The following is a 13,592-nucleotide window of genomic DNA, read 5'->3' on the forward strand; positions in this document are numbered from 1 at the left end:
TGAGGAGTTTTGACTGATGGCACATATCAATTTACTGCCATGGCGTGAAGAACGAAGAGAAGAGCGGCAGAAACAGTTTTATTTAGCGATGGGCGCGACTTTTTTGTTTGCAGCCCTTATTTTTTATCTTGTAATGAGTTATGCCGATAGCTTGATTAGCGAGCAAAATCAAAGAAATACCTTATTACAAACAGAAATCGCCAAGTTAGATATCAAGATCAAAGAAATTCAAGATCTGGAGCAACAGAAAAAACGCCTGCTAGCACGTATGCAGGTTATTCAAGATCTACAGGAAAGCCGTCCTAAAGTGGTTAAAGTCTTCGATTCCATTGCTCGAGTCGTGCCTGAAGGCATCCATTTGGAAAAAGTGGTACGGACAGGGAACACCATCACATTCAGTGGCACAGCAGAATCCAATGCCCGAGTATCTGTGTTCATGCGCCAACTAGATGAAAATCCGGAATACGGCGAATCTCGTTTACAAGTCATCAAACGCACATCCAGCAACAACAATGCAATTAGACAGTTTACGGTGGAAGTAAACGAATCAACTGATGCTACTCAGGAGGATAAATAATGGATCTCTCCTCTATCAATGAATTGGATTTTAATGAAAGTGGTGAGTGGCCAACGCCGATAAAAATTATTGCTGGTGTTTTGATATGCCTGTTGGTCTGGGCAGGAGGCTATTACTTCATATTGAAAGATAAGCAGGCAGAATTGACAAAGCTTGAACAGAAAGAAGTGGAGCTCAAACAAATTTTTGAGATTAAACAAGCTAAAGCTGTCAATCTTGAAGCTTACAAAGAGCAATTAGCTGAAATGCGCGTGATGTTCTCTTCCATGCTTGAGCAGTTACCTAAGAAAAGCGAAGTACCAGATTTACTCGTGGATATCACCCGAACAGGGTTGATAAACGGCTTGGAGTTTGAGTTATTCAAACCTGAAGGTGAAAGACCTGTAGATTTTTATGCTGAACTGCCGATACAAATGACGGTAACCGGTACCTATCATCAATTTGGCGAGTTTGTCAGTGGGGTAGCATCGTTACCACGAATTGTCACGCTTCATGACATCAGTATGGGGCCTATGAGTCAGGCAACAGGTAAGATGACAATGAATGTTACCGCCAAAACATATCGTTATTTTGATGATGATAAATAGAGTGACAATGAATATGAAAACAATTCACACATCATCAAAAGCCTTATTAAACGTAATCGGTACTCTATTAGTGATGTTGTCTTTGACTGCATGTGATCAGGATAAAGCTGACTTAACCGTGTATATCGCCGAGGTAAAAAGTCAACAGAAATCAGATATAGAACCGATACCTGTCATGAAGCCTTATGAAAAATTTGCTTATGCAGCGTCAAGTTTACGTGATCCGTTTATTCCTACTGTTATTGATGTACCACAACCTGCACCAGAACCTGTCATAGATAATGGTATTCGCCCTGATGAAAACAGACGAAAAGAAGTGTTAGAGTTTTTTGACTTATCTCAGTTGCAGTATGTTGGTACGTTAGAGCAAGAGCAGGTCTGGGCACTTGTTAGAGCACCTGACGGTGTTATTCACCGTGTGCAAACAGGCAATTACATGGGGCAGAATAACGGTAAGATTATGGAAATCAGCGACTCAAAGCTGATTCTCAAGGAAATCGTTCCTCAGGGCGGTGGTGGATATATTGAACGAGAGACTTCCGTTCCAGCGGTAGAGGTAAACTAGTCAATGAAAATGATGAGAGATCAAAAAGTCATGGATACACAGCAATCATTAGAAACCAAATCCAGCTGGAGCGTTAGATTGAAACATCATTTATTCTGGCTAACTGCTCTATTTGTAGCTAATACCGCTGCTGCGACAGATATAACTGCTGTGGATTTCAGTGCGTTGCCTGGTGATAAAGCGAAGATCCTGGTCCAGTTCTCGGATGATTTTCCTGAGCCACACAGCTTTTCAACTGATGACCCAGCTCGCATTGTGATTGATTTTGCTGGAGTAAAAAATGCACTCCCACAAAGAGTGAAACAGGTGAATGTTGGCGTCACCAAAAGCATTGCGGCTGTAGAAGCTGGTGACCGCACACGAATGGTTATCAACTTACTGCAAAAAGTGCCATACACCATTACACGAAACAATCGTCAGATGACTATCAGTATCGATAGTGCCAATGTAGCGAAAAATAAAACATCTACCGGTTCTGCATTAAACAGCGTCAAGGATATTGATTTTCGACGTGGAGACGATGGACAGGCACGTTTAGTATTAAAACTAGCCAATGACAACGCAACCATGGATGTGAAACAACAACGTGGAGATATTGTTGTCGATTTGAATAATGTGTCTTTGCCGGAAAATCTTCATCGCCGCCTAGATGTGATGGACTTTGCTACGCCCGTTCAATTCATCGATACAGAAAGTAAGGACGGCGGCACGCAGTTAACGCTGACTACAAAAGGCAAATATGAGCACCTTGCCTATCAATCTGAAAATACATTAGTGGTTGAAGTAAAACCTGTTGCCGATGACGAGTTGAAAAAAGGTGGGCGCAATGAGTTTGGTTATACTGGCGAAAAACTCTCACTCAACTTCCAGAATATTGAAGTGCGGGCTGTACTTCAGCTTTTAGCTGATTTTACAGGCATGAACCTCGTTACCAGTGACACCGTGACTGGCAACCTGACTCTACGTCTAAAAAATGTTCCCTGGGATCAAGCTCTGGATATCATCTTAAAAACGAAAGGCCTTGCCATGAGACAAAATGGCAATGTGATGTTAGTTGCACCAGCTTCAGAAATCGCCGCCAGAGAGAAACAAGAACTGGAAGCTCAAAAACAACTTGTTGAGTTAGAGCCACTGTATACGGAGATTAAAGAAATCAAGTTTGCTAAAGCCGATGAGCTGGCAACCTTGTTACAAGGTGACGGTAAAGAATCGGGTTTCTTATCTGCCCGAGGTAATATTACGATTGATGCCAGAACTAATTCTCTGTTAATTCGTGATACGGCAAAAGGTCTGACTGAAATCAGTCAAGTCATTGAACAATTAGACAAACCTGTCAGACAAGTATTAATCGAGTCACGTATTGTTATTGCAAACAATGACTTTGAGAATGAATTAGGTGTTCGTTTTGGGGCGTCTGGTCGTAGCCGAACCTTGGGTGTGGGTACGTCTGGCTCATTAGATGGCTTGACCGTGACTGATGGTGTGAGTAATCCAAACTTGGTCACACCCGCAACCGGCACACGAACATTAGGTCAGGATTTAAATGTGAACCTTCCTGTGACAGATGCTTCTGGCACCATAGGACTTGCTTTAACAAAACTTCCACTAGGAATGATACTAGAGCTTGAATTATCAGCCATGGAGACCGAAGGTAAAGGTGAGGTTATTTCTTCACCACGAGTGATTACCTCTAACCAAAAGCAAGCTACCATTGAGCAAGGGACAGAAATACCGTATCAGGAAGCAACATCAAGCGGCGCAACGAATGTGTCGTTCAAAGAGGCCGTGCTGAAGCTGGATGTGACACCTCAAATTACACCTGATGATCGTATTGTGATGGACTTAGAAGTCAGCAAGGATGCCGTTGGTAGTTTATTCAATGGTATTCCGAGTATTGATACCCGTAAAGTTCAGACACAAGTCTTAGTTGACAATGGTGAAACAGTAGTTTTGGGTGGGATTTATGAACAAACAAAATCTGACACGGTAGAGCGTGTCCCGTTTTTTGGTGATTTACCTTACGTTGGCTTTATGTTCAGAAATACGAATAAAACAGATTCAAAACGTGAATTACTGGTTTTCATCACACCTAAAATTGTAAAAGAAGGATTTCAATACTGAAATCAGTCATTATCGGTTAAAATGAAAAAGCCGGATCGTATGTGATCCGGCTTTTTTGTCATCAGCATTTGGATTAAACCACTTTGAGTTTAGGAAATATATTTCTTGTTGGGCCGATGGGCGCAGGTAAATCTACAATAGGTAGACAGCTTGCAAAAGCTCTACACAGGAAGTTTTACGATAGCGATAAAGTTATTGAAAAGCGAACAGGTGTGTCTATTTCCTGGATATTTGAAATGGAAGGGGAATCTGGCTTTAGAGACAGAGAATCAAAAGCGATTGATGAATTAACTGATTTGAAGAAGGTCGTTGTGGCTACTGGTGGCGGTGCGGTTTTGTCTGAACAAAATCGTCAATGGCTTAAAACGCGTGGCCAGGTTATTTATTTATCTGCATCGGCAGAGCAATTATATCGACGTACAGCCAGAGATAAAAAACGTCCCTTATTACAAAACACCGATAGACGTAAGCAAATTGAAAACTTACTCTCAATTCGAGATCCTCTCTATCGTGATGTGGCTGATATTATTGTAAAAACAGGTGAGCAATCTGTTCAGCATACCGTCAATGAAGTGATTCGTAAGCTGAAAGAATTAGACAAAAAAAGTGAAACGCATGAAAACGCTACAGGTTGAATTAGCAGAACGCAGTTATCCCATTTATATCGGGACTGAGTTATTGTCACAGAAAGAGTTGCTAAGCAAGCATATCAAACGTCGCGAAGTCGTGATTGTGACGAATGAGACCATTGCACCTTTATACCTTGAGAAAGTGAGTGCTTTACTGACAGAGTTTAAGTGTGAGTCTGTCATTTTGCCAGATGGTGAGTCGTATAAAACTCTCGAGGTAATGAATCAGATTTTTGATAAGTTACTCTCGGAGCAGTTCTCAAGGCAAGTGACATTGATTGCACTTGGAGGGGGCGTTATCGGTGACATGACAGGGTTTGCTGCGGCATGTTATCAACGGGGTGTACCATTTATCCAAATACCCACCACCTTGTTATCACAAGTTGACTCTTCCGTGGGCGGAAAGACTGCGGTGAATCATGCTTTGGGTAAGAACATGATTGGCGCGTTTTATCAGCCGCAATGTGTCATTGCTGATACCAACACACTCAATACCCTGGATGATAGACAATTAGCTTCCGGTATAGCGGAAGTCATCAAATATGGCTTGATTAATGATTTGGCTTTTTTTGAATGGCTGGAAAACAATATTTCAGAGTTAAAGCAGCGTGATCCAAAGGCATTAGCCTATGCTATCGAGCGTTCATGTCAGGATAAGGCTGATATTGTTGCTAAAGACGAGACTGAGCAAGACGTTCGTGCATTATTAAATTTAGGTCATACTTTTGGTCATGCTATTGAAACGGGCATGGGCTATGGCAATTGGTTGCATGGCGAAGCGATTGCAACCGGGATGTTAATGGCGGCTGACTTGTCAGCAAGACAAGGTTGGATGTCAACTGAGGATGTTGCACGTATACGAGATTTATTCATTGCTGCAGGGCTACCAGTTGATGGGCCACAACAAATGTCTTCTGACGACTTTATGTCATTAATGTCAGTTGATAAAAAGGTCCAGGATGGAGTCATTCGCCTGGTGTTATTGAAAGGCATTGGCAAAGCGATTATCAGTGATAATTATGATGCAGATAAACTGCGTGAAACACTGATGGCATTTCAAAAAGAACTATAGGTGCTGAATGAGTGATATTGCTGCAACAGCGCCAGAGCCAGCATATATCACTAAGCTGGCTTTACGTCATCTTCCTTTCTCTGAGGTAAAAGAGACGCAAGACTTTTTCGATGGCCGCTATATCAAGCAACGACGTTTACTGATATTACATTTATTAAGATCCACTACTACTCCCATTCTGTTGCAGGCAGATTCAGGGGCAGGTAAGACAACGTTATTACAGCAACTACAGCGCCAGGCACCATCTGATATACGGTTTTACAGCTGGCAGAAAAATGTGTCAGCTGCTGAGCAGTATCAAAGCATGTTAAAAATATTAGCGACTGAAACGGCTTCGACACGAGATGAAACAGCGCTAGCGAATATTCTGAAAGAGCGGCTCAGTCATCTAAAAAAACTCAACATTACTCCTGTCTTACTGGTTGACGATGTGCACTTATTGACGGACGTTGAGCAGCAAGTCTTACAAGTCTGTCTTAGCTGGCAAGATGAGCAGCAACAGCCAGTCATGCAAGCTGTCTTAGCAATGACGGCAGAAACAGCCTTTACGGTTATTCCCACGCAATGGATGGATTTACCTCCATTAGAGCTTATTGAAACAGAAGCGTATTTATTACATCGCTTGAAATACGCTGGACTTCAGGGGGATAGCCCTTTCACCCAAAAAGAGATTCAATATTTAAGTAAGGCATCAGCAGGAAATCTGGCAAAACTGAATGCCTTGGCGCATCAGCAATTATTAGGCATTAAAGCCAAAAAGTGGCGTACCAGACCTTCTATCAGACTTGGAAACGTCCATTGGCTAAGATGGGGTGGAGGGCTTTCGCTGGCCATTGTTATTCTGCTTATACTAAGTTTTCAGAATCAAATTAATGAATGGATTACAGCCTCTACCACATCTGAAAATCATCTCGATTTGCCCGAAGATATTACAACCGAAGATGAGAAGCTGGCCACGGTTATTGTTGGGGATGAGCAAGAAAAAGCAGCAGAAATGCTATCGGAACGTGAAAAGTTAGAAGCGCTACTTGCTGAAATTCCTCCTCCAGCGTCTCAGGAAAGTGAGGCTCCAAAGGCCATAGAGCCAGATCCATCCAATGCGCCTGTTCCTCAGCAACTTCCTGAGCCTGAAGAACAACCCCTCGCCGAGATATCAGTGGAAGAGCTGTCAGGGCAAAATACCAGTCAGGAATCACGTCAGGAAGCTACAGATAAAGCTGATGAGGATATGCTGAGCGCTGTTCACCAAAGAGACTGGATTCTGTCTCGTCCAGAAAAAAGCTATACATTCCAATTAATGGGATCGTGGGAAGATAAAGAAGTCGATGACTTTATCAAGGAGCATGGGCTGAAAGGCGATGTTGCCCGCTTCACCAGCTTACGCGAGAATAAACCATGGCATGTGCTTATTTATGGTGTTTATCCATCTAAGCAAGCAGCCCTAAAAGCCAGTAATCAGTGGTCTGGTGCCATGAATAATTTGCCAACCTGGTTACGTCGATTTGATAGTGTACAAAAACAAATCAAAGAAAAGGGCGTAGCACCCTAAGAATATTGTCTGCGCTTGTATCGAGTCCTGCAAAAACAACACGATAATACAACGTTTGATTTAATTTAATAGTAGAAATGGTGCCATTTTTAATTAATGATGTTAAATCATGATCCTGATTGAGTTTGAAGCAGACAATACCTGTCCCATGATTGATCACTTTACACTTAGCTTGTTCAAGTGCTTCGGCAAAATGTGCCGCTTGTGCAAGACGATAAGCCATTTTTTCAATAAACCATGTTTTGCCCAGCAGCTTCCAGTTTAACCATAAGGGAAGAAAAACCTCTCCTCCATAAGAACCACCAATGGTCATCTCGGGCGGCTCTGATAGGTAATCAATCGCACTCATCAATTCTGGGGCTTGATGGCTAAATAAAAGACTGCATGGTCTAGGTTGGAATAATGCTTTATGGGGGTCGAAACTCAAGCTATCGACTTTCGATATGAGTTGTTTAAGCTCATTAGCTTGTAAAAGCATAAAGCCTCCCCAGGCGCCATCCACGTGTAACCATGAGTCATATTTAGCCGCAATTGCTGTTATCTCTCCGATGGGATCGACAGCCCCTGTGGCTGTGGTTCCCATATTAGCAATAATGGCCAGTGGTGCAGTCTCTACACATTTTTTTTCTAATGAGGCGAGGTGGATTTGTTGACGCTCGTTACATGGAATTACTTCAAAAGTGATACCGAGAATATCACAAGCTTTGGCTATGGAATAATGGCACGCTTCACTGCCATAAATCACGTTTTTATTAGTGTCTGACTGGTTTCTCGCCCGCCATAAAGCCTGTAGATTTGAGAATGTTCCACCATGAGTAAATTGGGTGTAAGTAAATCCAAACTCTTCTGCCAGAGTGAAACGAAGCTCTGTTTCAGCTTGTTTGAGTTTGGGGTACAGCTCAGGAGATAACAGATTGCCATGATGGTGCAATGCCAACTGCATGCCTAACTGACTGTATGGTGCCAGATCAGGTGTCATATGAGCTGCCCAACATCCTTTCTGAAAGCGACTGGCCTCTTCGACAAGATCCTGATAACTAATATCAGACGAAAGCTTTTCCCGTGCATTACCTGCTTGTGCTGTCTTGTTTATTCCATCCTCAGCATCGTAGTTATGTTTCATATTTGTTCATTGCAGTACAAGACCTTTGTCGGGAAACAAGGCTTGCTGTTGGAAGTGAAACAGGCGTGTCATAACGGGCTGTTGATGGAATAAGGGCAGAAAGCCACTGTCCAGGACATTATGATTAATTAAAGATTTGATCTGACTAGAAATAACGGTACTGCGTTTGATGATGCTGAGCTCATCCGCCTTGAGTGACTGACTTAGCCACAAGGCCATACTATCTGAAGTAATATTCCAGCTATGTTTTAACTCTGCTACAGACAACACTCTATGATCAGGAAGCCATATATATAAACCATTTTTCAACAGCGTTGTCTGTTGCTCACCTGGGTAGTAGAAAGGGCGACAATTCGGTGCTAGATCTTTTATTAATAAACCAAATTGTGACATGGCTAAGATGGCCATATGGTGTGCTGTCGCATCACTAAAGCGGTGTAAACGTTGTGCATGCCGAACTTCATCAGCAAAAGGGCCACCGCCAGGTACGATAATCACGGTTTCGTATTCACTGGCTCGGCTTAATAATGTTAGCCATTGCTTAAGTTCTGGTGTATGAAAAAGGCTGCCACCCAGTTTAATAATTCGCATATTATTGTAGAAATTGAATTAGGTTAATCATTGCTGCTGCTTTATCATGCACTTCCTGGTATTCCTCATCTGCATCAGAGTCTGCCACAATTCCGCCACCAGCCCAGAATCTTAGACGATTATCACTGAATACCATGGTGCGAATAGTAATGTTAGTATCCATATTACCATCAAAACCAATATAGCCGATGCTTCCACAGTAGACACCGCGACGTTGGGGTTCAAGCTCTTCTATAATTTCCATTGCTCGTAGTTTTGGCGCGCCAGTTATAGAGCCGCCAGGGAAACATGCTCTGAGTAAAGTCACCGCTGACTCTGTCTTGGCCAAGGTACCTGTAATCGTGCTCACGAGGTGGTGGACAGTGGCAAAGCTCTCCAATGCAAAAGGGTGAGGGACCTGAATACTTCCCGGTTCACAAACCTTACCAATATCATTCCTGAGCAGGTCAACAATCATTAAGTTCTCTGCACGATCTTTTAGGCTGTTTTGAAGTGACTCAGCAAGCAATCGATCTTTTTCAGGATTATGGCGATCGCGAGGTCTTGTTCCCTTGATAGGCTTTGTTTCTACCCGTGTTCCCTCAACACGCAATAAGCGTTCAGGTGAAGAGCTTAATACAGAGACGGTACCCGTATCAAAATAGGCTGAAAAGGGCGCTGAATTTTGTTTTCTTAAAGCCTGATATGCTAACCATGAATCACCTTCAGCATTAACTTCAAACCGTTTTGCCAGATTAACCTGATAACAATCGCCTTCAGTAATGTAGGTTTTTATTTTTTTGAAAGCTGACTTATACGATGCCGTATCGAAGTTACTTGTCAATGGACTGGTGATATTGAATGTTCTTGTTTGCTTGTCTGGTGAAGAGTTTAAGGTTTTGAGCAAGTCTGACCATCTATCCTCTGTGTGAGGAGCAAGACCATGACTGACCAGCCAGCTTCGTTTTAACTTGTGATCAACGACGACTGCCCAGTCATAAATGCCCACTGCCATGTCTGGAATCTGTTCAGCATCTTCAGCCACTGTTGGTAGTGTCTCCAGATAGCGACCTAAATCATAAGCAAAGTAGCCAATCGCACCACCGGTAAAAGGTAATGATGTTGTGTCTTGTTTGTAGCGCTGTAAAAGATCATTGAGCAGTAGAAAGGGGTCGGATGTCACCGTTTTTTTATTCTGACTCTCTGAGATCACTGTTCTGCCATCAGTCGTTTCTAATGTCATAAATGGGGCAGCAGCCAGAATGTCAAAGCGGCCAATATCGGGTGAAGTATTGGCACTATCCAGCATCACTGGCCAAGGAAAGTGACGGATACGGCAAAAAAGCTCAGCGCTATCTTCAAGATAAGGGAGTTCAGTGGTTAAACGTGGGTATTCAGAGTTCATCATGTTATTTTACGATAACTGCTGTGCAGCAAGAAGCGCTAATGCCGTAGCGGGAGCATAGGATGCAGCATCAGGATGATGCTGACAGAAGGCAGCATAATCCACATAAGGGCGATTGAGTCGTGATGCGCATTTCTCGACGATGAATTGACCAATTCCGGCACCTATAATCGGACTTGATGGTTGCCAATCAGGAAATTGACTTAATACTTGATAGCAGCCATTAAGGATCTGTTGCATTTGCTTCTCAGCAAAATAAGCGGCTACATTTTGCCATTGTGCGTCGGTGGCATCACGGGCGTCAGAGCCCAACATTCTGGCTAACCGTTGTTGGCTATGCATTTGAGTCCATGGCTGGCCATCAGCACTACTATCTTGAATATCGCTCTCATTGAGTTGATTCAATATCAGCCAGATATCAGCACTACTGGCAAACCATTCTGCAGCCAGGGAAACCCGATTGCCGTGTAATGGGGCAGCATCACTTATCGCCATTAACGGTGTTCGTATCGCACCGGTATAGACCAGCTCGCCCGAGCATTGTCGTCCATAATCGGTTGTGGCTGCTGCCGAAACTTGGTGACGATCAATCGCAATGATATCGCAGGTCGTGCTGCCGATATCAATGAATAACCCCTGTTCAATATGTTGAGCAGCAAGAAATGCACTTGCTTGCCAGTTCATTGAAGCAATATTCTGCCATTGCTCAATCGCTTGATTTTTTGTTAGCCAAGTTGCCTGACCAGCAAAGAAACGCACGTCACTGTTATTGAGGTGAGCGTCAATAGTTTCGACAATCGCTTTCACTCCTTCTTGGCGATCAGGGAAGGCATCTACGAGTTCTCCTGTCATGGTAATGTAATGACCAGCCGTAGCTTTGGGTAATAGAGTAAGGGCAGATCTGATGCTTTCATTCAGGGCATCAATGCCTTTCCATAAGGCGCAGGGGAGTTGAAAGACATGTAGTAAATTTCCCGTTGCATCAGCATAAGCCACTTTAAGATGTGCGCCACCAATATCCCAACCGCAAAATGCCATATTAGTTTGTGTTGTCATGGTTGAGTGCTTGTATGTGTGTATTCAATAATCTTGCAGGATTTGTTTGGCTTCGCATGGCTGGTTCTGCATAGGTTGTGGTCAGTCGCGGATTGACTTCTACTACATAAATGACGTTGTCAGTTTTGATAAGATCAACACCAACGAAGCCCCATAGCCCTGGGATTGCCATACGAATCTGTTCAGCGATTTCTTGTGCTTTCTCAATGGACAGCATATCAAATCGTTGGGCTTCAAATGCGTCTAAGTGCAGCTGTTGCTGATGTTTTTTTACATGCTGAATATTGACGGATAGTAAGTGAGACTTTTCACCTGTCATAAACAGACTCAAGCTTAGGCTGTCACCGTAAATATATGGCTGAACAATAAACCGGTCTTTGTTTAAGGTTAAAAGCTGATGTCTGGCATCAATACTGTTGTATACATACGTGTCCTCACAGCCGGCACCATCTATGGGTTTTAAGACCCACTGATGGTGATCATGATGATCTTTGCAAAGCCATTCATCGGCTGTGAAGGTGACAGGTGTCTTTATCTGATAAGCTTTAAATTGCTGATAAGTTCGGTATTTATCAGTACATAAAAGAATAGCCTCAGTACGGCAATTAAGGATGGTTTTGGATTGTTGTTCGAGACTTTGTATTAAATCAAACAATATCAAATCCGTTTCAGGCGCGATAATGAGAAACAGGTCATAGCGTTGCTGGCATTGTAACCAAGTCTGATTGAATTGCTTCTTAGTTTGGATGGGGTAGGTGGTTATACGTTCTGTTGAGAAGGGTAAAGCAGGAAGTCGCTCATCTCGCATAATGGCGATGAGATGACCATATGCCTGTAAATCCTGACAAATGCTTGCCAGCATTAATTCACCTTCGTGCATCAAACCAGCGGAAAAAACCGTTTCTGATAACGCGCCACTGGTAAGATGTTCGTATATAAAAATTGTCATTTAAGCGGACATATTAAGAACTATGAATATTATACCTGTCATTGATATTCGTGATGGTATTGTTGTGCATGCACGGGGTGGTGAAAGAGCAAACTATCAGCCACTAAAGTCATTATTAACTCAGTCTGTGAAGCTAGAACAAGTCATTGATGATTTACTCGCGTGGTACCCGTTCAAACAGCTTTACATTGCCGATCTCGATGCGATTGAGCAAAAACAACATACGCCTCAACAATATCAACATTTAATCGACACATTTCCACAACTGAGCCTCTGGCTTGATGCTGGTATTACTGAGATGAGTGCGTATTCATATTATCCGATGTCGCCACAATTACGTCTTGTCCTTGGAAGTGAAACGCTGACAGATCTGCAATTGTTAAAAGCGCCGCATGTCAGACAACAGTCAATTTTGTCTCTGGACAAGAAGTCTGGATCCATTTTGGGCAGTGAAGAAATAGCAAAAGAGCCAGCTTATTGGACACAAACATGTATAGCCATGAGCTTAGATAATGTAGGTACAGATAAAGGACCGGACTTTGACTGGCTCAAATCATTAATGAAAGAGCAAGAATGCGTGAAATGGTATGCTGCGGGTGGAGTACGTGATGAAGCTGATTTAAGTCAGTTAGCACAAATAGGTGCCACAGGGGTATTAGTAGCCAGTGCATTGCACACTGGTAAATTAGGTCGCTCGACTATAGAACGATTAAGCAGGGACATCACTCTTCCGTAGAAGAGTGATGTGTGTAAGCTTAAATCTTACTTAGCACCAAATGGGTGTTCGCTAGATTTGTATTGTGCAACAACGTCAGCCGCTTTTGGCTCACGAGCAACAGCACGTTTGATAGCTTCTTTAGTAGCGCGATAGTTCCAATCTTGGATTTTTTCATCGCTATCAGCAGTTGGAGAAATGAATACGCCAACGCAGATAAAGCAATCATCAGCTTCACCAGCTGGGATAGTGCCATCTTCAACACATTCAGCAACAGCAAGTGAAACACCACGCTGTGCTGGGCCGAACATTTGAACGGCTTGTTTCATGTTTTTGATGGTGACTTTGTTGAACATTACAGTTGCAGGCTTAACCATTAAGTTAGGCGCAACAACAGCCAACAAGCCATTAACCCCTTGTTTCTGGTCGGTGAGAGTACGGCAGAAGGCATCTTCTGCTGCAGAACCACGTGGACCCATGATTAAGTCAATGTGTGCAACGTTGTCTAAGTCACCATCTTCAATGACTAAGGATTCACCTACAAGTACGCGATCGATAACTGGCATGTTATATTTTCCTGTTCCAAAAAAATTGTCAAAAGGCTCATTTTTTTCCCTCCTTATTGTGAAAGGAAGGGTTTATACGTAATAAAGGAACGTATCACCTGCTCAGTG

The 13,592-nt window shown here is 42.9% G+C and carries 14 protein-coding genes; 8 read left to right on the plus strand and 6 right to left on the minus strand.

What is annotated here, in order from left to right; translation table 11 throughout:
* Positions 1–16 precede the first annotated feature (16 nt).
* From B4K20_RS11880 to B4K20_RS11910, 7 genes are all read left to right on the plus strand, one after another.
* Positions 17–577 (plus strand): PilN domain-containing protein, encoded by a 561-nt coding sequence (locus B4K20_RS11880; protein WP_286303496.1) that lies wholly within the window; start codon positions 17–19, stop codon positions 575–577.
* On the plus strand, positions 577–1,164 hold the full coding sequence (locus B4K20_RS11885; RefSeq protein ID WP_286303497.1) for a type 4a pilus biogenesis protein PilO: 588 nt from the start codon (positions 577–579) through the stop codon (positions 1,162–1,164). Before B4K20_RS11880 ends, B4K20_RS11885 begins: the two co-directional genes overlap by 1 nt.
* Before the next feature lie 7 nt (positions 1,165–1,171).
* The gene (locus B4K20_RS11890; protein ID WP_286303498.1) at positions 1,172–1,729 is read left to right on the plus strand and encodes a pilus assembly protein PilP; all 558 of its coding nucleotides are present in this window, start codon (positions 1,172–1,174) and stop codon (positions 1,727–1,729) included.
* 3 nt (positions 1,730–1,732) lie between these two features.
* Entirely contained in the window at positions 1,733–3,850 is a 2,118-nt protein-coding gene (gene pilQ, locus B4K20_RS11895) for a type IV pilus secretin PilQ (RefSeq protein WP_289283032.1), read from the plus strand.
* An 83-nt stretch (positions 3,851–3,933) separates the two neighbouring features.
* Positions 3,934–4,485 (plus strand): shikimate kinase AroK, encoded by a 552-nt coding sequence (aroK, locus tag B4K20_RS11900; protein WP_289244104.1) that lies wholly within the window; start codon positions 3,934–3,936, stop codon positions 4,483–4,485.
* On the plus strand, positions 4,466–5,551 hold the full coding sequence (gene aroB / locus B4K20_RS11905) for a 3-dehydroquinate synthase (protein ID WP_289283033.1): 1,086 nt from the start codon (positions 4,466–4,468) through the stop codon (positions 5,549–5,551). The genes aroK and aroB overlap by 20 nt, the downstream gene beginning before the upstream one ends.
* 7 nt (positions 5,552–5,558) lie before the next feature.
* Positions 5,559–7,100: an SPOR domain-containing protein gene (locus tag B4K20_RS11910; RefSeq protein ID WP_289283034.1), complete on the plus strand. Its 1,542-nt coding sequence runs from the start codon at positions 5,559–5,561 to the stop codon at positions 7,098–7,100.
* On the opposite strand, the gene B4K20_RS11915 is transcribed toward B4K20_RS11910, so the two are convergent.
* The 5 genes from B4K20_RS11915 to B4K20_RS11935 are packed head-to-tail and all read right to left on the minus strand — an operon-like array spanning position 7,075 to position 12,203.
* Complete coding sequence (locus B4K20_RS11915) at positions 7,075–8,223, minus strand: pyridoxal phosphate-dependent decarboxylase family protein (RefSeq protein ID WP_289283035.1); 1,149 nt, start codon at positions 8,221–8,223, stop codon at positions 7,075–7,077. The two genes, B4K20_RS11910 and B4K20_RS11915, sit on opposite strands and share 26 nt — an antisense overlap.
* Before the next feature lie 6 nt (positions 8,224–8,229).
* Positions 8,230–8,814 (minus strand): delta 1-pyrroline-5-carboxylate synthetase, encoded by a 585-nt coding sequence (locus B4K20_RS11920; RefSeq protein WP_289244100.1) that lies wholly within the window; start codon positions 8,812–8,814, stop codon positions 8,230–8,232.
* A 1-nt stretch (position 8,815) separates the two neighbouring features.
* A complete protein-coding gene (pabB, locus tag B4K20_RS11925) occupies positions 8,816–10,201 on the minus strand; it encodes an aminodeoxychorismate synthase component I (protein ID WP_339608424.1) in 1,386 nt (461 codons plus the stop codon).
* Between the two features lie 6 nt (positions 10,202–10,207).
* Entirely contained in the window at positions 10,208–11,254 is a 1,047-nt protein-coding gene (locus tag B4K20_RS11930; RefSeq protein ID WP_289283036.1) for a hydantoinase/oxoprolinase family protein, read from the minus strand.
* Positions 11,238–12,203, minus strand: coding sequence for an ATP-grasp domain-containing protein (locus B4K20_RS11935; protein ID WP_289283037.1), 966 nt, complete (start codon positions 12,201–12,203; stop codon positions 11,238–11,240). The genes B4K20_RS11930 and B4K20_RS11935 overlap by 17 nt, the downstream gene beginning before the upstream one ends.
* 22 nt (positions 12,204–12,225) lie before the next feature.
* Here B4K20_RS11935 and B4K20_RS11940 point away from each other — a divergent pair, with 22 nt between their 5' ends.
* On the plus strand, positions 12,226–12,939 hold the full coding sequence (locus B4K20_RS11940; protein ID WP_289244097.1) for a HisA/HisF-related TIM barrel protein: 714 nt from the start codon (positions 12,226–12,228) through the stop codon (positions 12,937–12,939).
* Between the two features lie 26 nt (positions 12,940–12,965).
* Here B4K20_RS11940 and fae read toward each other — a convergent pair whose 3' ends face one another.
* On the minus strand, positions 12,966–13,484 hold the full coding sequence (fae, locus tag B4K20_RS11945; RefSeq protein WP_007143952.1) for a formaldehyde-activating enzyme: 519 nt from the start codon (positions 13,482–13,484) through the stop codon (positions 12,966–12,968).
* Positions 13,485–13,592 lie beyond the last annotated feature (108 nt).

Source organism: Methylophaga sp. UBA5088 (assembly GCF_002414625.1).
Lineage (GTDB): Bacteria > Pseudomonadota > Gammaproteobacteria > Nitrosococcales > Methylophagaceae > Methylophaga > Methylophaga marina.

Coding starts and splice junctions, on each gene's coding strand:
- fae (WP_007143952.1), bottom strand. CDS start 13,484: ATGCCAGTTATCGATCGCGTACTTGTAGGTGAATCCTTAGTCATTGAA.
- pilQ (WP_289283032.1), top strand. CDS start 1,733: ATGAAAATGATGAGAGATCAAAAAGTCATGGATACACAGCAATCATTA.
- B4K20_RS11920 (WP_289244100.1), bottom strand. CDS start 8,814: ATGCGAATTATTAAACTGGGTGGCAGCCTTTTTCATACACCAGAACTT.
- B4K20_RS11890 (WP_286303498.1), top strand. CDS start 1,172: ATGAATATGAAAACAATTCACACATCATCAAAAGCCTTATTAAACGTA.
- B4K20_RS11915 (WP_289283035.1), bottom strand. CDS start 8,223: ATGAAACATAACTACGATGCTGAGGATGGAATAAACAAGACAGCACAA.
- B4K20_RS11910 (WP_289283034.1), top strand. CDS start 5,559: ATGAGTGATATTGCTGCAACAGCGCCAGAGCCAGCATATATCACTAAG.
- B4K20_RS11940 (WP_289244097.1), top strand. CDS start 12,226: ATGAATATTATACCTGTCATTGATATTCGTGATGGTATTGTTGTGCAT.
- pabB (WP_339608424.1), bottom strand. CDS start 10,201: ATGATGAACTCTGAATACCCACGTTTAACCACTGAACTCCCTTATCTT.
- B4K20_RS11880 (WP_286303496.1), top strand. CDS start 17: ATGGCACATATCAATTTACTGCCATGGCGTGAAGAACGAAGAGAAGAG.
- aroB (WP_289283033.1), top strand. CDS start 4,466: ATGAAAACGCTACAGGTTGAATTAGCAGAACGCAGTTATCCCATTTAT.
- B4K20_RS11935 (WP_289283037.1), bottom strand. CDS start 12,203: ATGACAATTTTTATATACGAACATCTTACCAGTGGCGCGTTATCAGAA.
- B4K20_RS11885 (WP_286303497.1), top strand. CDS start 577: ATGGATCTCTCCTCTATCAATGAATTGGATTTTAATGAAAGTGGTGAG.
- B4K20_RS11930 (WP_289283036.1), bottom strand. CDS start 11,254: ATGACAACACAAACTAATATGGCATTTTGCGGTTGGGATATTGGTGGC.